Origin of the sequence: Phytopseudomonas argentinensis (assembly GCF_900113905.1) — a bacterium.
Classification (GTDB): Bacteria; Pseudomonadota; Gammaproteobacteria; order Pseudomonadales; family Pseudomonadaceae; genus Aquipseudomonas; species Aquipseudomonas argentinensis.
This window is the reverse complement of sequence record NZ_FORC01000003.1, coordinates 436,702-455,803: the sequence shown is the minus strand read 5'-3', so window position 1 is coordinate 455,803 and position 19,102 is coordinate 436,702. Positions and strand designations below refer to the sequence as shown.

The window sequence follows — 19,102 nt, the reverse complement described above, 5'->3', positions numbered from 1 at the left end:
GCTGCCAATCCATAGTTCACGGGCGGATTCCGGCAGACCATGGCCATGCCGTGGGCCCGGTCCGCCCCAGCCTGGCCCTGGGCCGCCGTGCCAGTGATAGCTACCGGGCCCCCAGGGCCACCACCTGGCCCGCCGGGCCCCGCCAGCGCGCTCAGGGATAGTGCTGCGAGCAACAGTGCGGCGATGGCGGAACGGGGAAAACTTGCGTTCATCATGGGCTCCAGAAGGCGATGACCACGCCAGATGGCGGGCGGCATCGATTATCGGAGTGCGTGTGCAAGGCGCCGTCAGGCCGATGTAAAGGTGGTGTAAAGGCGCTTCGGACGGACGCTTCCGTCAGTCCAGAGCAAGGCATGTGGCGACGCTTTGCTCAAGCATTTCCACCAGTTCGGCGTCCATGTAGCGGTACTCGTCCGGAATATCCAGCACGTGCAGCGGCTTATGGGTCAGCAGCCGGTTGAAATCTGCCATCAGCCGGCTCTTGTGCTTGTGCTCCATGACGATCACCACATCGGCCCACTGAATATCGCTGGCGCTTACCGTTCGGCGTGCCTTCGGGCTGGTGCCCGCCGAGCGCACGCTGAGTCCTGGCTGCTTGCGCCAAACCGTCTCGGCAGTTGGGCTGCGCCATTGGTTGCGGCTGCAGACGAACAGAACGTTGGTCATGGCCGGTGCTCGTTCACTGCTGTGGATAACTGCGCGGCGTGTACACCCATTCGCCGCCGTCGCCGCGTGGGAAGCGCCGGGTCTGGCTGGAGCCGATGATCACCAGGGTGCGCATGTCGACCATCTCCGGCGTCAGCTCGCCGAGGCTGAGCACGCGCAGCGCCTCTGCCGGGCGGCCGATATCGCGGCCGAGCACCACCACGGTGTCGGGCGTGCGATGGGTGCGGACGATGTCCAGGGCGCGGCCGAGCTGCCAGGGGCGGGCCTTGGAGATCGGGTTGTAGAAGGCCATGGCGAGGTCGGCCGCGCCGGCGTGGTCGAGGCGGTTTTCGATCACCGCCCAGGGCTTGAGGTTGTCCGACAGGGAGATCAGGCAGAAGTCATGGCCCAGCGGCGCCCCGGCCTTGGCTGCGGTGGCCAGGGCCGCGGAGACGCCGGGCAGCACTTGCAGCTCGACGGCGTGCCACTCGGCGGGTGCAGCGATCTCTTCGAGAGCTTCCAGCACCGCCGCGGCCATGGCGAATACGCCGGGGTCGCCGGAGGAAATCACCACCACGCGGCGGCCGCTGGCAGCCAGCTCGAAGGCGTGACGGGCGCGCTGCAGTTCCTCGCGGTTGTCGCTGCAATGGCGCACCTGATCATCGCGCAGCGGCTCGGCCATGCGCACGTAGGTTTCGTAGCCGAGCAGATCCTGGGCTTCATCCAGGGCGCGGCGCACGGCTGGGGTCATATGCTCGGCGGCGCCGGGGCCCAGGCCGATCACGCTCAGGCGCCCGCGTGGGCGGCCGATGGTTTGCGCAGCTTCGGGCGACGCGGCCTGTAGCAGCTGCAGGCCGTCGTGCTGCTCGACCACGCCAGGCAGTGCGCTGCCAGGGGTGATGAAACGCAGTGGCACGCCCAGTTCAAGAGCCGCCTGGGCCAGCCCCCTGTCGGTCATCAGGGCAGCGGGGGCAAGCAGGGCGGCGAGGGATTTCTGTGCCAGGCCTGCCTGTTCGAACGCCTGGCCGATTCGCGCAGCGAGGTCGTCCGCGCTGTCGACCAAGGCCAGCAGCGTGCGTGGATGGATCAGCAGTTCATCGGGCCGGGCCGTGCGTTGCGCCGTGGTGATATGCAGGGTGCGCCCGGCATCCTCGGCCATCGGCAGCTTGCCCTGCTCCAGCCATGGCGCGTCACCGTCGATGCGCAGGCTTTCGCCGCCGAGCAGGTCGGAGACGAAGCGTTTGCCCTGCTCGATATCGGCCAGCACGTAGCCGCTCGGCGGGTCGAGCAGGCAGGTGCCGAAGCGCAGCTCACCACTGGTGGTGATGGCCGCGCTGACCTGCAGTTCAGCGGCGATCTCCCGGGCCATACGGTTGACCCCACCCAGGCCGCCGAGCAGCGGTACCACGGCGCTGCCGTCTTCGGCCACGGCCAGCACCGGTGGCTCGGCGCCCTTGTTGGCGAGCAGCGGCGCCAGGCTGCGGATCACGATACCGGCAGCGCACAGGGCGATGAGCGGCGTGTCGCTACGATACAGGCTGCGCAGGGTATCGCCGAAGTCGTCATAGGCCTGATCGGCCTCGACCCGGCCGCTCAGGCCATGGATCACCGCCTGTGGATAAAGTGCCTGGATGCGCCGGGCGGTGGCCAGGGCGGAGGGGCCGAGGATGACGATGGCGGGTGAAGAGGTCATGGAAATTTAATTGTCCGTGGCGAGGGCAAGAGGGCAGGCTGCATGCACCAGTGAAAGAGAGCCTGCAGGAGCCGCGCCCCCGCGGCGAATGGCACGGGCAACACGCACATGGCGGTGCAGCCACTAGCGATTCGCGCCGAGGGCAACGCTCCTGCAGGAGTCCTGGCTTCTTTCAACCGCGCCACTTTTCGCCCGGCACCACGATCATCGAAAAATACGGCGAGGCCATTGGCTCGACGTCATCGAGCGGCACGATGCGCTGGTTGGCCATGGTCGCGCGCTCGACGTAGTGGGCACGGTCGTGCAGGCCCAGGCTCTGCAGCACGCGGCGCACCTTCTCGAAGTTGCGCCCGAGCTTCATCACCACGGCGGCTTCGGCGCTACGCAGGCGCTCGCGCAGCTCATCCTCGGGCAGCACGCCGGAGAGCACCGACAGGCTCTGGTTGCGGTACACCAGCGGCACGCCGAGCACCGCGGCGCTGCCGAGCATCGAGCACACGCCGGGGATCACCTCGGCCTCGTAGCGCTCGGCCAGGCGGTCGTGCAGGTACATGTAGGAGCCGTAGAAGAACGGGTCGCCCTCGCAGATCACCGCCACGTCGCGGCCGGCGTCCAGGTGCGTGGCGATCTGCACCGCGCAGGTGTCGTAGAAGTCGCTGATCACGCCTTCGTAGGTCAGCGGCGGTTCGAGCTTCTCGGTGGTCACCGGGTAAACCAGCGGCAGGCGCTGCTGATTGTCGTCCAGGTGCGCCTCGATGATGCCGAAGGCGTTGCCGCCCTGGCCGACGTTGGCCTTGGCCTTGGCCACGAAGTAGCCGACCACCGGCGACGCCTTGAGCAGGCGCAGGGCCTTGACGGTAATCAGCTCCGGGTCGCCCGGGCCAACGCCCAGGCCGAGCAGGCGGCCTTTGTCGGGGCGGTCCATACCGGGGCGGTCCATGCCGGTCATCACTCGACCTCCGTGGCCAGGGCGTTGATCGCCGCCGCGGCCATGGCGCTGCCACCGCGGCGGCCCTGGACGATCACGTAGGGCACGCCGTGTTCGGCGTAGGTGGCGGCGAGCAGATCCTTGGATTCGGCGGCGCCGACGAAGCCGACCGGGAAGCCGAGAATCAACGCCGGTTTGGGCGCGCCGGCGGCGAGCATATCGAGCAGATAGAACAGCGCCGTCGGCGCATTGCCGATCACCACCACCGCGCCTTCGAGGTGCTCGCGCCAGTGCTCCAGGGCCACCGCCGAGCGGGTGTTGCCGAGCTTCTTGGCCAGCTCCGGCACGCCGGCATCGTTGAGGGTGCAGATCACCGGGTTGGCGCCCTGCAGGCGCGTGCGGGTCACGCCCTCGGCGACCATACGGGCGTCGCAAAGAATCGGCGCACCATTGGCCAGGGCCTGGCGCCCGGCCGCCCCGGCACCGGGTGAGAAACGCAGATCCTGCACCACGTCGACCATGCCGCAGGCGTGGATGACCCGCACCGCGAGCTTCTCCAGATCAGCCGGAATACCGCTCAGGTCGGCCTCGGCACGAATGATGGCGAAGGAGTTGCGATAGATCTCCTGACCATCGCGGATGTAATCGGTCATCGGGTGAAACTCCGGGTAGCGGTGAGCGAGGCCAGCAGTTCGGCGGCGTCGTCAGGTGTCAGGTGGTGGCCCAGCAACTGGCCGAAGCCGTTGCCGAGGGGCTGGCGGGCGAACAGGTCGTAACGACCTTCGGCGACCGCCAGAAGGGTAAAGGGCGCGCGGTGGGCAGCGGCGCAGGAGCGGCTGCAGCCCGTCAGGTGAATGCCTGGCTGCTCGTTGCCAGCAGTGAGCAGTTCGCCCAGGCGCAGGGCATCGGCCTTGGTGTCGGCCAGACCCTTGGCGCAGCCGCTGGCGCCGGTGCAGGCGATGATACGAGCCAGCGGTTCGTTGGCATCGGTCAGCAGGCCGAGGGCATGCAGACTGTGGATAACCGCATCGGCGGCCGTCTCGGCAATATTGGCCAGGAGCACGCTTTGCCAGGGCGTCAGGCGCAGTTTGCCATCGCCATAACGGCGCGCGAGATCCGCCAGGCCGAGCAACTGTCTGGCAGCCAGCCGACCCAGCACGGTGGCGGCGCCGATATGCACCAGACCCGGCTGGCGCTGGGCATGGACGCCAAGATGGGCATTGCCTTGCGCCGGGGCACGGCGCCACTCGCCTGCCGGCAGCAGCGCATCTCCCAGCCGCTCCTGCAGGCGCTGCAGCAGGTCGGCAGGCGAATGGTTTTCCAGCAGATGGCGCATACGTGTCTGCTCGGGCGTGGCCAGCTCCAGGAACAGGTCAAGCAGGGCGATGATCAGCGCATGGGCCTGGGCAGCGGGCACGATGGCCAGGGCCGGGGCATCCTCGGCCCGCACGGGCGGGCAACCGGCCAGACCGAAGGCATAGCCGATCCCCTCTTCGAGGGGCAAGGCGCAGAGCCAGATATCGTGGGGGTGTTCGAGCATCGCCAGGCGCTCACCACCGTCGAGCAGCAGGGCGAATTTTGGCGACAGGGCATGCAGGCGTGGGGTGTTTTCCAGCGTCGCCAGCAGCTCGGCGGCCAGCGGCGAAATATCCACAAGCGCCTGCGGATCGACCCCAGCGGCCGGGCTGACCATCAGGTTGCGCACGTCATCGGCGCCGGGCGTGCTGGGGCCTAGGCCGGCGTCCAGCAACTCATCGATCAACGGATCTTCATTGCCGGCGCGGATACCACGAATCTGCAGGTTGCCGCGGTTGGTGGCTTCGATCACCCCGCCGGCATGCTGTAGCGCAGCCCTGGCGATGCGTTCGGCCTGGTCGACGTCGAGGCGCCCACAAGGCAGCTTGATGCGGCAGATGCCGCCATCCTTAGCCTGCACGATACGCAGCAACCCCGGACAGGCCGAGGGGCGAACAGCAGGGGATGGAATGCAAAAAGCCTGTTTCAACGGATCACCGGGGTCGGGTCACATGGGCATCCGTTCGAGGATAGGCCAGAGAAGATTGCGCTTCTATCACCGGGACACCCCGCCCGGTGTGGGCTCATGCGACTGAATCGGTCGGCAGGTCTCCTGGCTTGCAGGTCATCGCGCTTGGCCGGCCTTCCCGGTTTCCCAGTGGCGATTGGCAAGGCGCTCGCTGCTACAGTTGCGGGGGCAGCCACGGCGGAAAAGCTGCCCAATAGCTGCTGCGCGTCGGTCCTGCAAGGCAGAACCTGACTGGAGCGCCAGCCCGGTCGGACTGCTCATGTACAGAAGTACACTCCGCTTCCTCGCCAATTTCTACCTTGCAGGGCTCTAGCTCGCTAGCTATTGAACCGCTTTTCTCGTGTTCCCTCTTAGGCCCGCTTTTGCTCACATGTAGCCGCTGGGCACCGACAGAGGCGCTATTATGCCCGCTTTGCCTGCCGGGATGAAAAGCCGTGTCGTCGGATGGTAGCCATGCCCTACGAATCGCCGGCCTGAGTAGGGTGGACAACGCTGTTTTTGTCCACTAGGCGCACAGGTTCAGCAGCGGACACGGAGCGTCCTGAGCGGCATTCCCATGCGGACGTAGGGTGGACGACGCTCCATCCGTCCACCGTTCCAGCATTGCAAAGGTGGACAAGAAGAGCATTGTCCACCCTACGGAAAGCACCCTGGTCCTTTATGGCGAATGAGTACGGGTAGTTCTGATTAATGAGGAAAAACGCATGACACCCTGGCTGACCGTCGTGGGCATTGGTGAAGACGGCTACGCCGGCCTCGGCAAGGCGGCGCGGCATGCGCTGCTGGCGGCCGAGCAGGTGGTCGGCAGCGAGCGCCAGCTGGCGCTGTTGCCGCATTGCATCCGTGCCACGCGCCTGCCCTGGCCGAAGCCATTTTCCCTGACACCGGTGCTCGAGCGCCGCGGTACGCCGGTCTGTGTGCTGGCCAGCGGCGACCCGATGTTGTTTGGCGTCGGCGTCAGCCTGGCCCGTGAACTGGCGCAGGACGAGCTGCGCATCCTGCCGGCACCGTCGTCCGTGTCCCTGGCTGCGTCGCGCTTGGGTTGGCCGCTGCAGAACACGCCGGTGGTGTCGCTGGTGGCCCGGCCGCTGGCGGCGTTGCAGGCGCAGATTCATCCTGGCGCCCGCCTGCTGGTACTGAGCAACGATGGTGAGAGCCCCGCAGCCATCGCCGAACTGCTGCGTGAGCGGGGTTTCGGCCCCAGCCGGCTAAACGTGTTCGAGCACCTGGGTGGCGAGCATGAGCGGCGTATCGATGGGCTGGCCGACGGCTGGTCGCTGGCGCGCGCGGCGGATCTCAACCTGGTGGCCATCGAGTGCCTGGCCGGTGAAGATGCTCGCTGCCTGCCGCTGACCCCCGGCCTGCCGGACGATGCCTACCGCCACGACGGCCAACTGACCAAACGCGACGTGCGGGCGATCACCCTGTCGCGCCTGGCGCCATCGCCTGGCGAGCTGCTCTGGGATGTCGGCGCCGGCTGCGGCTCCATCGGCATCGAGTGGCTGCGCGCCCACCCCAGCTGCCGCGCCATCGCCGTCGAGGCCGATCAGGGGCGCCAAGCACATATCACCCATAACCGTGATGCCCTTGGCGTGCCGGGCCTGCAACTGGTGGCCGGGCGTGCGCCCGAGGCGCTGGAGGGGTTGGCGGCGCCGGATGCGATCTTTATCGGTGGCGGCGTCACCGTGCCAGGCGTGTTGTCTAGCTGCTGGCAGGCGCTCAAGCCCGGCGGACGGCTGGTCGCCAATGCCGTGACGCTGCAGAGCGAGGCCGCGCTGATCGCCTTTCGCGGCGAGCACGGCGGCGAGCTGACCCGTATCGAGGTGGCCCAGGCCAAACCCCTGGGCGGCTTCGACACCTGGCGCGGCGCCCTGCCGATCACCCTGCTCGAGGTCCGCAAGCCGCGATGAGCCGCATCCTCTTGCTCGGCGGCATCGGTGAAGCGCTGAATCTCGCCCGCCGCCTTGGCAGCCAGCATATCTACAGCCTCGCCGGGCTGGGCAAGGTGCCCGAGGATCTCGCCTGCCAGGTCCGCGTTGGCGGCTTTGGCGGTGCCGAAGGGCTGGCTGATTTCATCCACAGGGAGAGCATCGATTTGCTGGTCGATGCCACCCACCCCTATGCCGCGCAGATCAGCCATAACGCGGCACGCGCTGCAGGGCAGGCCGGCGTCCCCTGCTGGGCGCTGCGGCGTCCGGGCTGGACGGCCTCACCGGGTGATGACTGGCGCGAGGTATTCGACTGGCCATCGCTGATCACCGCACTGGGCGATTTCCAGCGGCCGCTGTTCACCCTGGGCCGTGAGCCGCTGGAGCACTTGCACGAGATTCCTGCCCATCAACACTGGACGGTGCGCTGCCTGCAAAGCCAGCCGGCCAGCGAGCGGGCCGAAGTGATCGGTGCACGCGGGCCGTTCAGCCTGGAGGACGAGCGCGCGCTGTTCGAGCGGCTGAACTGCGACGTGCTGGTCAGCAAGAACAGCGGCAGCGCCGCCACCGAGCACAAGCTGCAGGTCGCCCGCGAACGTGGCGTGCCGGTGCTGGTGCTGCAACGGCCAGTGTTGCCGGCGGTGGAACGTGAGTTCGCCGAGCCCGAGGCGCTGTGGCAGGCACTGCACGAAAGTGGCGTAACCAACCCGTAGCCCATGGTAGAGCACAGCGAAACCCGGGGAGCAATTGCGATAGATACGCGAATCCAGAAGCCCTTCTGGGTATCGCTTCGCTCGACCCCAGCTACGAAACCGTGTTCAGCCGGGCCACGAAACCCTGTCCGTCACGACGCTGTTAAACTGCCGCACTTTTTGCGGAGCCCGACCATGACTGCCACGCCCTACGCCCAGGTGCTACTCGCGGGCCCTGATCTGCTCGACGGCTCGTTCGCCGAGCTGTTTCGTGCCCGCTTGGTCGAACTGCGTGGCGCTGCGGCGCTGGCCGATATCGTCGATACCGGCGCCGGTTACGACAGCCTCTGGCAGCGCCTAGGCGAGGGCCGCGGCACGCTGCTGGTGATCGACCTGGAGCCGCAGAGCAGCAGCCAGCATGTCGACTGGCTGCGCAGCGAGCTGGCGGCCAGGACCGATCCCGAGCGTGTGTTCGTGACCAGCCTGTTCGGCCAGCTCGGTGCCGATGTGGCCGCAGCCGCCTGTGCGCTGATCGAGCGCCCTGAACTGCACCTGAGCTGCGTCGATGTGCCGGCGCTGCCCGGCAGCCACGCCTGGTCGAAGATTCCCGCTCACCAGTACCGCGTATTGCTCTGCAACGGCCCGCGCTGTACCCGCCGTGGCGCGCTGCCGCTGTGGAAAATGCTGCGCGAAAAGGTCAAGGCAGCGGGCAAGCTGGAGTGCGAAGGCGGTGTTCATATCACCCGGACGCAGTGCCAGTTCCCCTGCGATCAGGGCCCGACCCTGACGGTTTATCCACAGGGCCATTGGTACCAGGTACGCAGCGAAGCAGACGTTATCCGCCTGGTCGACGAACAGTTCGTTGCTGGCCGTTCGGTACCCGAGCTGATGATGCTGCGGCCCTGATCGGTACCGTCTCCGGCCTGGGCACGTGTGTACCGATGCTCGGGTAGCCCAGGCATCCCGAACCAGGCTACATCGGCGGCTCGACCAGCACGCGTTTCGGGCTAACATGCTGGCATCATAAAAATTCGAGTCATGCATGACCGCCCTGTTTCTGCGTTATCGCACCGTCGCCATCGTGCTGCTGGTGATCATCGGCCTGGCCGCCAGCCTGTGGTTGGCCAGCCGCTATGCCGAGCAGCGTGCCTGGGAGGATCGCAGCAGCGAAGCCCACGGCCAGCTGCAGCTGTATGCGCAATCGATCCAGACGCTGGTCGACCGCTTCCGCTCGGTGCCGCAGCTGCTGTCGATGGACGGCGACATCCAGGCCTTGCTGCAAGCGCCGGATGATCCGCAGCTGCGCGACAAGCTCAATCGCCGTTTCGAGCTGCTCAACGCCGCCGCAGGTGCCAGTGTTCTCTACCTGATCGACCGCAGTGGCCATACCCTGGCGGCCAGCAACTGGAACGAGTGGAGCAGCTTCGTCGGCAGCAACTACAGTTTTCGCCCCTATTTCCAGGATGCACTGCACCGTACCGCCGGCCGCTACTTCGCGGTCGGGGTGACCACCGGTGTACCTGGCTACTTCCTCTCCCACGCGGTGTACGACGACAAGGGCGCGGTGATCGGCGTGCTGGTGGTCAAGCTCGAACTGGAGGAGCTACAGCGCGAGTGGGTTGGCCAGCCCGGCGTATTGCTGGTTGCCGACAGCTACGGTGTGGTGATTCTCAGCAGCCGCCCGGCCTGGCGTTTCCTGGCCCTGGAAGAGCTCGATGAACTCGATCACGCCGAGCTGGTGGAAGTGCGCAAGTACGCCGAGCGCCCGCTTGACGTGCTCTCCAAGGAACCTGGCCCGTACTTCGAAGGCAATGCCGACTGGATGAATATCGACGGCCCCGATGGCCGGCAGAGTTATCTCTGGCAGCGTCAGGAACTGGCCAGTGAAGCCTGGACGCTGCACCTGTTGATAGAGGAGAGCAGCCTTGGTGATACCGCGCGCAGCTACCGCCTGGCCGCCGCCGGTATATGGCTGACCCTGGTGTTCCTGGTGCTGTTTCTGCTGCAGCGCCGCAAGAACCAGCGCCTGCAGGCGAGCATCCGTGAGAACCTCGAACGCGAGGTGACGCTGCGTACCGCCGAGCTGCGTGAAGCCCAAGAGGGCTTGGTGCATGCGGCCAAGATGGCCGCCCTGGGGCAGATGTCGGCGGCCATGGCCCATGAGATCAACCAGCCACTGACGGCCATCCAGATGCACCTGGGCAGCCTCGGCCTGCTACTCGACAACGGTCGTGCTGCGGATGTGCGCGCCGGCTTGACGCGCATCGACGGCCTGCTGCAGCGCATGGCCAGCCTGACCGGCCACCTGAAAACCTTCGCCCGCAAGAGCCCGGCGGGGCTCAACGAACGCCTGATGCTCAGTGATGTGCTGGAGCAGGCGCTGTTGCTGCTGGCGCCACGATTGCGCAGTGAGCAGGTCGAGCTGCACCGTGAAGTGCGTAGCGAGGCGCGGGCCTCCGGCGATGCCATTCGCCTCGAACAGGTGGTGCTCAACCTGCTCAATAACGCGCTGGATGCCATGGTCGATAGCCCGCAGCGAAGCCTGGGCGTGCTGATCGAACTGCAAGGCGACAGCTGCGTACTGCAGGTCAGTGATACCGGTGGCGGGATTGCCGAAGAGCACCTGGGCAACGTCTTCGAGCCGTTCTTCACCACCAAGCCGGTGGGCGAGGGCCTGGGCCTGGGCCTGGCGATTTCCTACGGCATCGTGCGCGATCTGGGCGGCAGCCTGGAGGCGCGCAATAGCCCGGAGGGGGCGATTTTCGTGATGCGACTGCCGCGTGCCGGCTGAGCTGGCGGGCTTGGCATTTCGTGTAACGACCCGGCAGGTACCGCTGGAGTAGCCGGCGCTACACTGCGCGATCTAATAATAAGGAGGTTTTCATGGGCGCTCAGGTAATCGTCGTCGACGATGAAGAGGCGATCCGCGAGGCGGCGCAACAGTGGCTGGAGCTGTCCGGATTCAGCGTGCAGACCTGCGCCACGGCCGTCCAGGCGCTGGCCCTGCTCGATGGCGACTTTCCCGGCGTGCTGATCAGTGATGTGCGCATGCCCGGCACCGATGGCTTGCAGCTGCTGGAGCGGGTGGTCGAACTCGACCGCGACCTGCCGGTGATCATGATCACCGGCCATGGCGACGTGCCGATGGCCGTGCAGGCGCTCAAGCAGGGCGCCTATGACTTCATCGAAAAGCCATTCACCCCGGATCGTCTGCTCGACACCGTGCGCCGCGCACTGGAAAAGCGCCGTCTGATCTGCGAGAACCGCGCCCTGCGCCAGCAGTTCGCCCTCAAGGATGGCATCGCCGCGCAGCTGCTCGGCGTGTCGCGGCCCATGGAGCGGCTGCGCCGGCAGATTCTCGACCTCGCTGGCACCTCGGTGAACGTGCTGATCCGCGGCGAGACCGGTTCCGGCAAGGAGCGCGTGGCGCGCTGCCTGCACGACTTCAGCGAGCGCGCCGACAAGCCCTTCGTGGCGCTCAACTGTGCGGCGATTCCCGAGCACCTGTTCGAGAGCGAGCTGTTCGGCCATGAGAGTGGCGCCTTTACCGGCGCCCAGAGCAAGCGTATCGGCCGTATCGAACACGCCGACGGCGGCACGCTGTTTCTCGACGAGGTGGAAAGCCTGCCGCTGGCGCAGCAGGTCAAGCTGCTGCGCGTGCTGCAGGAAAAGACCCTGGAACGGCTGGGTTCCAACCGCAGCATCCGGGTCGACCTGCGGGTGATCAGTGCGGTGAAGCCGGACCCGCTCGACGAAGTGAAGGCCGGGCGCTTCCGCGAGGATCTGCTCTATCGGCTGAATGTCGCCACCCTGCAGATTCCGCCGCTGCGCGAGCGCCGCGAAGACATTTCGCTGCTGTTCGAGCACTTCGCCGAAGAGGCCGCCCAGCGCCACGGTCGCACTCTGGAGCCGCTGACGCCCGCCGAGCTGGCCAGGCTGCTCGGTCATGAATGGCCGGGCAACGTGCGCGAGCTGATCAACGCCGCCGAGCGCCATGCCTTGGGCCTCGGTGACGCCTCCTCCGAGGAGGCCAGCCAATCGCTCGCCGGGCAGATGGAAGCGTTCGAGGCGCAGTGCCTGCACAACGCGCTGCTACGTTGTCGCGGCAGCATCCTGCAGACCATGGAGCTGCTGCAACTGCCGCGCCGCACCCTCAACGAAAAGATGCAGCGCCATGGCTTGCAGCGCAGCACTTATCGACCTGCGGGTAGTAGCGACGAGGATTGAACCGCGACTGATAGGCCTTACATCCTCACTGGTGGGCTGAAGCCCACCCTACGGTTTGCTTCGTCAGCGGTAGAAGCTTCGTAAGGGGTGCTATCGGCAATCCCCAATCTAATGTGGGAGCGGGTGGGGACGCCCAGTCCATGCCTGCGATTTTTCGCGCGCATGGCGCGCTCCCACAGGTAGTGCGTGCACATCATCTCCGCTCCACTCGCATAAGCGGAATACTGCCGATTGCCGCTCGCGGAATAGGCGACCTTTCGCTGCTTTCTCTCTGGTCATCAACCCGCAAGCGCTCTGGCTCGCGGCTTTTTATCGCTGGCACGGCGCCTGCTAAGGCTGCTGGTACCCGGACATCCAGAACCGGCTCTCTGACAAGAATAATCACGGAGATACACCATGCGACTGACCAAGCGCGTCACCCTGTTCGCCGCTGCCGCGGCCTTCACTGCCAGCACCGCGGTACTTGCCGCACCGACCTTCATCAACGTGCTTACCGGCGGGACCAGCGGGGTGTACTACCCGATTGGCGTGGCCATGTCGCAGCTGTATGGCAGCGGTATCGAGGGCGCGAAAACCTCGGTACAGGCCACCAAGGCCTCGGTCGAGAACCTCAACCTGCTGCAGTCCGGACGGGGCGAGATCGCCTTTGCCCTGGGCGACTCGGTCGAAGACGCCTGGAACGGCGTGGAAGACGCCGGCTTCAAGGCACCGCTGACGCGTATTCGCGCCATCGCCGCCACCTACCCCAATTACATCCAGATCGTTGCCAGCAAGGAATCCGGGATCAAGACCCTGGAAGACCTCAAGGGCAAACGCATTTCCGTAGGGGCGCCGAAATCCGGCACCGAGCTCAATGCCCGTGCCATCTTCAAGGCCGCTGGCCTGAGCTACAAGGACATGGGCCGCGTCGAATTCATGCCGTACGCCGAGTCGGTCGAACTGATCAAGAACCGCCAGCTGGACGCCACCCTGCAGTCTTCCGGCCTGGGCATGGCGGCCATTCGTGACCTGGCGTCGATGGTACCGATCACCTTCGTCGCCATCCCCGAAGAGGTCGTGGCGAAGATCGACAGCCAGGCCTACCAGGCCAAGGTCATCCCGGCCGGCACCTACGACGGCCAGGATCAGGACGTACCGACCGCGGCCATCGTCAACCTGCTGGTCAGCCACGAGAAGGTTTCCGATGAGGTGGCCTATCAGATGACCAAGCTGCTCTACGACAACCTCCCTCGCCTGCGCACCGCGCACTCCGCGGCCAATGACATCAAGCTGGAAACCGCCACCGAAGGCCTGCCGATTCCGCTGCACCCGGGGGCCGAGCGCTTCTACAAGGAAGCCGGCGTACTCAAGTAACACGCAGGCACAGCGGGCAGCGGTACGCGCTGCCCGCGCACCTGTCGGGTCGGCTTGGCCATGCTCCTAGGCAGTGGCCCGCCGTTATTGCAGCTGCATCGAGAATCTATCCATGAGCGATCATCCAGGTCTGACCGGCAATCCCGGTCAGTGGCCCAAGGCCGTGTTCTACGTCGCGATCCTGTTTTCGGTCTACCAGATCATCGGGGCCGCCTTCCATCCGTTCTCCAGCCAGGTGCTGCGCGCCGGGCACGTCGGCTTCGTGTTGCTGATGGTCTATCTGTGCTTCCCCATGCGTGGCCAGGGCCGGCCATGGATGCCGCTGGCCTGGGTGCTGGGCCTGGCGGGATTGGGCACGGCGCTTTACCAGTGGTACTTCGAGGCGGACCTGGTCCAGCGCTCGGGCGACCTCACCAGCTTCGACATGGTGGTCGGGGTGACGCTGCTGGTGCTGGTGTTCGAGGCGGCGCGCCGGGTCATGGGCCTGGCCCTGCCGGTCATCTGCGGTTGCTTCCTGGCCTATGGTCTGTTTGGTGAGCATCTGCCGGGCGATCTGGCGCACCGTGGCTACGACTTCGACCAGATCATCAACCAGCTGTCGTTCGGTACCGAAGGGTTCTACGGCACGCCTACCTATGTGTCGGGTACCTATATCTTCCTGTTCATCCTGTTTGGCGCGTTCCTGGAGCAGGCGGGAATGATCCGGCTGTTCACCGATTTCGCCATGGGCATGTTCGGCCACAAGACCGGCGGCCCGGCCAAGGTTTCGGTGGTGACCTCGGCGCTGATGGGCACCATCACCGGTTCGGGGGTCGCCAACGTGGTCACCACCGGCCAGTTCACCATCCCGCTGATGAAGCGCTTCGGCTACAAGGGCACCTTCGCCGCCGCAGTGGAGGCCTCGGCCAGCATGGGCAGCCAGATCATGCCGCCGATCATGGGCGCGGTGGCGTTCATCATGGCCGAGACCATCAACGTGCCGTACGTGGAGATCGCCAAGGCGGCGCTGATCCCGGCGCTGCTTTGGTTCGGCTCGATCTTCTGGACCGTGCACTTGGAGGCCCAGCGCCTGAAGCTGACCGGCCTGCCGAAAGAGGAATGCCCGGATCCGTTCGCGGCCATCAAGCAGCGCTGGTACCTGCTGATTCCGCTGGGTGTGCTGGTGTACCTGTTGTTCGCCGGCTTCACGCCGATGTTCTCCGGCACCGTGGGCCTGGCCCTGACCGCCATCGTGATCCTGGGCACGGCGATCGTCATGCGCGCCAGCAACCTGTGGTTGAAGATCGCCTTCTGGATCGCCCTGGGGCTGGTCAGTTCCGCGTTCCTCAAATTCGGCATCGGCGTGGTGTTCGGCGTGATCGCGGTGCTGGTCGCCGGCTGCTTCTACGTCAAGGGCGGGCGAGAAACCCTGCGCGCCTGCGTGTGGGCCCTGGCCGAAGGGGCGCGCCATGCGATCCCGGTGGCGGTGGCGTGCATCCTGGTGGGGGTGATCATCGGTGTGGTGTCGCTGACCGGCATCGCCACCACCTTCGCCGGTTACATCATGGCTATCGGCAAGGACAACCTGTTCCTGTCGCTGGTGTTGACCATGCTCACCTGCCTGGTCCTCGGCATGGGTATCCCGACCATTCCCAACTACATCATCACCAGCGCCATCGCCGCGCCGGCGCTGCTGGAACTGGGCGTGCCGCTGATCGTGTCGCACATGTTCGTCTTCTATTTCGGCCTGATGGCAGACCTCACGCCCCCGGTGGCGCTGGCCTGCTTCGCCGCCGGTTCGATCGCCAAGGAGAACGGCCTGAAGATCAGCCTGTGGTCGGTGCGCATCGCCGCGTGCGGCTTCGTGGTGCCGTTCATGGCGGTGTATGACCCGGCGCTGCTGATGCAGGGCGACGACTGGGGCGCGATCCTCTACATGTTGATCAAGTCGGTGTTCGCCGTTGGCTTGTGGGGCATGGCGGTGGTCGGCTATTTCTCGGCGCCGATGCGTGCATGGGAGCGGCTGCTGGTGTTCGCTGCCGGTGCTTCGCTGGTGATTCCGGCCTCGGTGTTCAGCTATGACCTGCTCGGGCTGTACAGCGTGACCACCGATGAAATCGGCTTCCTGATCGCCGCCGCGGTGATCGCCCTGCATGTGCTACGTGCCCGTCGCCAGCCGTCTCTGGCGGCCGCTTGATCGGATTGTGCATGGGCCTGGCCGGGGTGGTGTGGGCGCAGGTGCCCGCCCCGGCCTTCACCCTGGCCTGGAGCCACACGATCGAGAAGATCCGCTGGGAAGAGGATTACCGCGTCACGCCGGCCGGGCTGCTGCTTGGCGAGGCGCGGGTACGCGGTAGCGGCGCCGGTATGGAGATCCCGGATGGCGCCGAACTGCGTGATGGCGCCTGGCATTACCAACGCCAGCTGCCGCCGCTGCAACCGCTACGCCTGGGGCGCACGCCCGAGGCGGGCGACTACCAGCTGTGCGATGCCAAGGGCTGCAAGCCTTTCAGCGAGTGGCTCGGGCCGCCTAGGGCGAGTCAGCCGGCGGTGGAGTTGTGGAGCTGTGAGTGGGCCAGGTGAAAGGCAGAAGCGGACATCCAGCGACCTAGTGGGAGGGGCTTTAGCCGCGAGCTCTTTGCGCCTAGCTAGGCAAAATCGAGGCTAAAGCCTCTCCCACAGAAGCGCTGCTCACCGGCCACGGCGCATCTCCCCCAACTCCGCCCGCAGGGCCTTCAATTCCTGAAGAATCATCTCCTCGCGCTGTACCCGCGCCTCGGCTTCGGCATCCGGCCCTTTGGCATCCTCCATGGCGTTGACCAGTACCGCGATAAACAGGTTGAGCATCATGAAGGTGGCGATCAGCACGTAGGGGATGAAGAACAGCCAGGCCAGTGGGTAGACCTCCATGATCGGCCGCACGGTGCCGCTCGACCAGCTGTCCAGGGTCATCATCTGGAACAGCGAATACAGGCTGGCGGTCAGCGAGCCGAACCACTCGGGAAAGCGCTCGCCGAACAGCTGCGTGGCCATCACCGCCGACACGTAGAAGATCAGCCCCATCAGCATGATGATGCTGCCCATGCCCGGCAGCGAAGCCAGCAGCGCCTGCACCACCTTGCGCATGTTCGGGTTGATCGACACCAGGCGCAGCACCCGCAACACGCGCAATGCCCGCAGCACGCTGAACGGCCCGCTGGCCGGCACCAGGGCGATGCCTACCACGATGCAGTCGAACACCGCCCACGGATCGCGCAACAGGCCAATGCCCCGGGCCGCGAAACGCAGCGCCAGCTCGGCCACGAACACCGCCAGGATGAACATATCCACAGGCACCAGCAGCCAGCCCCACTCGGCGACGATTTGCTTCGAGGTGAGCATGCCGAGAATCGCCGCGTTGATCAGGATCAGTACGGTGATCAGGCGCTGCACGGGCTTGCCATCCATGACCGCGGCCAGTTGCTGGCGCCAGACGCTGGTGGGCGGGTTCGAGCTGGTGTCGTTCATGGCGAGTTCGGCGGCGACTGTCGGGCTGTCGAGGGTAAATAAGCATGGTGACGGAAGAAAGCACTGGGCGCCTGGTTTGCAGACTGCTTTTTCACCAGATGTGTAGCCTGCCTCGGGCCACCGGATTGCCGAATCCATCGCGGGTCATTAGCCTGCGCTCTTTGCCTGGGCCAGGTGGCCCTGACCAACACGACGGATCACGGCATGAGCGAGCAGGGCGACAACATCACCTATTACCTGGACATGCACAGCCCCGAGCAGCTGCGCGGCAAACCCCTGCCCGATGACCTGCAGGTGGTCGAGTGCCGGATCAAGCAGTTCCAGCTCAACCGCTTTCTCTACCAGTTGGTCGGCGAGCCCTGGGCGTGGACGGACAAGCTGTCCTGGTCGGACGCCCAGTGGCGCGAAGCGATCGAGCGCGACGATCACCGCACCTGGGTGGCCTACCACGGGGGCGCCATCGCCGGTTACTACGAACTGCAGCGCGATGCCGAGGGCGCCGTAGAGATTCTCTATTTCGGCCTGGCCGCGGCTTTCTTCGGCCAGGGTTTCGGTGGCCCGCTGCTGACCCACGCGCTGCAGTCTGCTTGGGCCTGGCCCGGCACGAAAAGGGTTTGGGTGCACACCTGCAGCCTCGATCACCCCAGTGCGTTGGCCAATTATCAGGCGCGAGGCCTGGAGCTCTATCGCCAGGAACGTGAGGGCTAAAGCGGCATTGCGTCGAGACATCCTGGCGGCTGCGCTGTCAGATATCGAGCGAGCCGCGTCGCGGTCACTGAACGGAGTTCTACATGCCAAAGCTTAGTGTGAAGTTGCTGCCTCTCTGCCTGCTGGCGCTGCCATTCATGGCGTCTGCCCAGCAGCAGATCCAGCCCGGTCTCTGGGAAATAACCTCGAAGAACATGCAGCTCGGCGGCAAGACCCTGCCGAGCAGCGACGTGATGCTGCAGCAGTTCAAGAGCCTGCCCCAGGCCCAGCGTGAAATGATGGAGCGGGCCATGGCCCAGCAGGGCATCCAGCTCGGCGAAAAGGGCGTGCAGTACTGCATCAGCCAGGCCCAGGTCGATGCACAGAACATCCCTCTGCAGGACCCCAACTGCAGCCAGCAGATCACCTCGCGCGATAACGACCGCTGGGTATTCAACTTCACCTGCCCGCAGGGCCGCGGTCAGGGCGAGGCGCATTTCCTCGACGACAAGTCGTTCACCTCCAAGGTCAGCGGTGATTTCGACAGCGGCGCCGGCCGCCAGCAGGGCAGCATGGAGTCCGAGGCGCGCTGGGTGTCGGCTGACTGCGGCGCGTTGAAGCCGCGTCAGTAACGCGAAGCTTCTGGCAGCGACTTACAGTCGCTGCTGGATCACCCGCGGATCATTGTCGAAATCGGCCAGCTGTTCGGCACTACCGGTGGTGATCAGCGTCCAGCGGGTGTTCAGTGGCGTCCAGTACTGCTGCTGGTCGCGGCCCAGCTTGCTGGCATCGGCCAGCACGAATACCTCCGCCGCCTGGCGGATCATCAAATCTTTCAGATAAGACTGGCTGGCGCTCGCCTCGCACAAGCCGCGCCCGGCGACCACGCCATCGGCGCTGACGAACACCTTGTCGGCGCTCAGACGCTCCAGCATCGCCATGGCCGCGGGGCCGAAGGTGGCCATGCTGCCGGGGCGCAAGTCGCCGCCCAATACCGTCACTCGCCCTTGCGGCAGCTCGTGCAACGACTCCAATGCCAGCAGGTTGTTGGTGATCACGTGCAGGCCGGTGCGCTCGCGCAGCAGCCGGGCCAGGCTGGCGGTCGAGGTGCCGCCGTCGAGCAGCACGGTATCGTTGTCCTGCACATGGGCCAGGGCGGCGCGGGCGATGCGCTCCTTCTCCAGGCTGGAGTGGCTGCTGCGCTCTTCCAGCGAGGCTTCCGGGGCGTGCTTGCCGATATGCGCGGCGCCGCCGTAGGTGCGCATGATCATGCCCTGTTCGGCGAGCGAGGACAGGTCGCGGCGCACCGTGGCCTCGGACACGCCGAGCGAGCTGCACAGGGTTTCGACGTTGACGTTGCCGTTGTTGGAGAGCACCAGCTCGAGAATGGCCTGGCGGCGTTTGGCGACTTTCATGGCG

Annotated in this window: 17 protein-coding genes and 1 riboswitch; of the genes, 10 read left to right on the top strand and 7 right to left on the bottom strand. The window is 65.9% G+C overall.

Annotation, left to right across the window (positions count from 1 at the left end):
• Positions 1–336: 336 nt before the first annotated feature.
• From BM154_RS16620 to cobG, 5 genes are all read right to left on the bottom strand, one after another.
• Complete coding sequence (locus BM154_RS16620; RefSeq protein ID WP_074886485.1) at positions 337–666, bottom strand: low molecular weight protein tyrosine phosphatase family protein; 330 nt, start codon at positions 664–666, stop codon at positions 337–339.
• 13 nt (positions 667–679) lie between these two features.
• The gene (gene cobJ, locus BM154_RS16615; RefSeq protein ID WP_074886481.1) at positions 680–2,338 is read right to left on the bottom strand and encodes a precorrin-3B C(17)-methyltransferase; all 1,659 of its coding nucleotides are present in this window, start codon (positions 2,336–2,338) and stop codon (positions 680–682) included.
• Between the two features lie 172 nt (positions 2,339–2,510).
• Positions 2,511–3,263 carry a precorrin-2 C(20)-methyltransferase gene (locus BM154_RS16610; protein WP_074887155.1) on the bottom strand — a complete coding sequence of 251 codons (753 nt, stop codon included), beginning with the start codon at positions 3,261–3,263 and terminating at the stop codon, positions 2,511–2,513.
• Between the two features lie 23 nt (positions 3,264–3,286).
• Positions 3,287–3,919 carry a precorrin-8X methylmutase gene (locus tag BM154_RS16605; protein WP_074886476.1) on the bottom strand — a complete coding sequence of 211 codons (633 nt, stop codon included), beginning with the start codon at positions 3,917–3,919 and terminating at the stop codon, positions 3,287–3,289.
• On the bottom strand, positions 3,916–5,271 hold the full coding sequence (gene cobG / locus BM154_RS16600; RefSeq protein ID WP_074886473.1) for a precorrin-3B synthase: 1,356 nt from the start codon (positions 5,269–5,271) through the stop codon (positions 3,916–3,918). The genes BM154_RS16605 and cobG overlap by 4 nt, the downstream gene beginning before the upstream one ends.
• A 96-nt stretch (positions 5,272–5,367) precedes the next feature.
• Positions 5,368–5,716: riboswitch (cobalamin riboswitch) on the bottom strand.
• A 298-nt stretch (positions 5,717–6,014) separates the two neighbouring features.
• Between cobG and cbiE the strand changes: the two genes are divergently transcribed.
• From cbiE to BM154_RS16560, 8 genes are all read left to right on the top strand, one after another.
• Positions 6,015–7,220, top strand: a complete 1,206-nt coding sequence (cbiE, locus tag BM154_RS16595; RefSeq protein ID WP_074886470.1) for a precorrin-6y C5,15-methyltransferase (decarboxylating) subunit CbiE — start codon at positions 6,015–6,017, stop codon at positions 7,218–7,220.
• A complete protein-coding gene (locus BM154_RS16590) occupies positions 7,217–7,951 on the top strand; it encodes a cobalt-precorrin-6A reductase (protein WP_074886467.1) in 735 nt (244 codons plus the stop codon). Before cbiE ends, BM154_RS16590 begins: the two co-directional genes overlap by 4 nt.
• A gap of 174 nt (positions 7,952–8,125) precedes the next feature.
• The gene (locus BM154_RS16585; protein WP_074886464.1) at positions 8,126–8,836 is read left to right on the top strand and encodes a (2Fe-2S) ferredoxin domain-containing protein; all 711 of its coding nucleotides are present in this window, start codon (positions 8,126–8,128) and stop codon (positions 8,834–8,836) included.
• A gap of 136 nt (positions 8,837–8,972) precedes the next feature.
• Positions 8,973–10,721: a sensor histidine kinase gene (locus BM154_RS16580; protein ID WP_074886460.1), complete on the top strand. Its 1,749-nt coding sequence runs from the start codon at positions 8,973–8,975 to the stop codon at positions 10,719–10,721.
• Between the two features lie 92 nt (positions 10,722–10,813).
• The gene (locus tag BM154_RS16575; RefSeq protein WP_074886457.1) at positions 10,814–12,157 is read left to right on the top strand and encodes a sigma-54-dependent transcriptional regulator; all 1,344 of its coding nucleotides are present in this window, start codon (positions 10,814–10,816) and stop codon (positions 12,155–12,157) included.
• 396 nt (positions 12,158–12,553) lie between these two features.
• Positions 12,554–13,510 carry a TAXI family TRAP transporter solute-binding subunit gene (locus BM154_RS16570; protein ID WP_074886454.1) on the top strand — a complete coding sequence of 319 codons (957 nt, stop codon included), beginning with the start codon at positions 12,554–12,556 and terminating at the stop codon, positions 13,508–13,510.
• A 112-nt stretch (positions 13,511–13,622) separates the two neighbouring features.
• Positions 13,623–15,686: a TRAP transporter permease gene (locus tag BM154_RS16565; protein ID WP_074886451.1), complete on the top strand. Its 2,064-nt coding sequence runs from the start codon at positions 13,623–13,625 to the stop codon at positions 15,684–15,686.
• Positions 15,683–16,072 (top strand): DUF1850 domain-containing protein, encoded by a 390-nt coding sequence (locus BM154_RS16560; RefSeq protein ID WP_074886448.1) that lies wholly within the window; start codon positions 15,683–15,685, stop codon positions 16,070–16,072. The genes BM154_RS16565 and BM154_RS16560 overlap by 4 nt, the downstream gene beginning before the upstream one ends.
• Positions 16,073–16,180: 108 nt before the next feature.
• On the opposite strand, the gene BM154_RS16555 is transcribed toward BM154_RS16560, so the two are convergent.
• The gene (locus BM154_RS16555; protein WP_074886445.1) at positions 16,181–16,996 is read right to left on the bottom strand and encodes an ion transporter; all 816 of its coding nucleotides are present in this window, start codon (positions 16,994–16,996) and stop codon (positions 16,181–16,183) included.
• 204 nt (positions 16,997–17,200) lie between these two features.
• Here BM154_RS16555 and BM154_RS16550 point away from each other — a divergent pair, with 204 nt between their 5' ends.
• Together BM154_RS16550 and BM154_RS16545 are read left to right on the top strand one after the other, a co-directional pair.
• Complete coding sequence (locus tag BM154_RS16550; RefSeq protein WP_074886442.1) at positions 17,201–17,704, top strand: GNAT family N-acetyltransferase; 504 nt, start codon at positions 17,201–17,203, stop codon at positions 17,702–17,704.
• Positions 17,705–17,787: 83 nt separating this feature from the next.
• The gene (locus BM154_RS16545; protein ID WP_074886440.1) at positions 17,788–18,315 is read left to right on the top strand and encodes a DUF3617 domain-containing protein; all 528 of its coding nucleotides are present in this window, start codon (positions 17,788–17,790) and stop codon (positions 18,313–18,315) included.
• A 21-nt stretch (positions 18,316–18,336) separates the two neighbouring features.
• Here BM154_RS16545 and BM154_RS16540 read toward each other — a convergent pair whose 3' ends face one another.
• Positions 18,337–19,098 (bottom strand): DeoR/GlpR family DNA-binding transcription regulator, encoded by a 762-nt coding sequence (locus BM154_RS16540; protein ID WP_074886438.1) that lies wholly within the window; start codon positions 19,096–19,098, stop codon positions 18,337–18,339.
• Between the last annotated feature and the right edge of the window lie 4 nt (positions 19,099–19,102).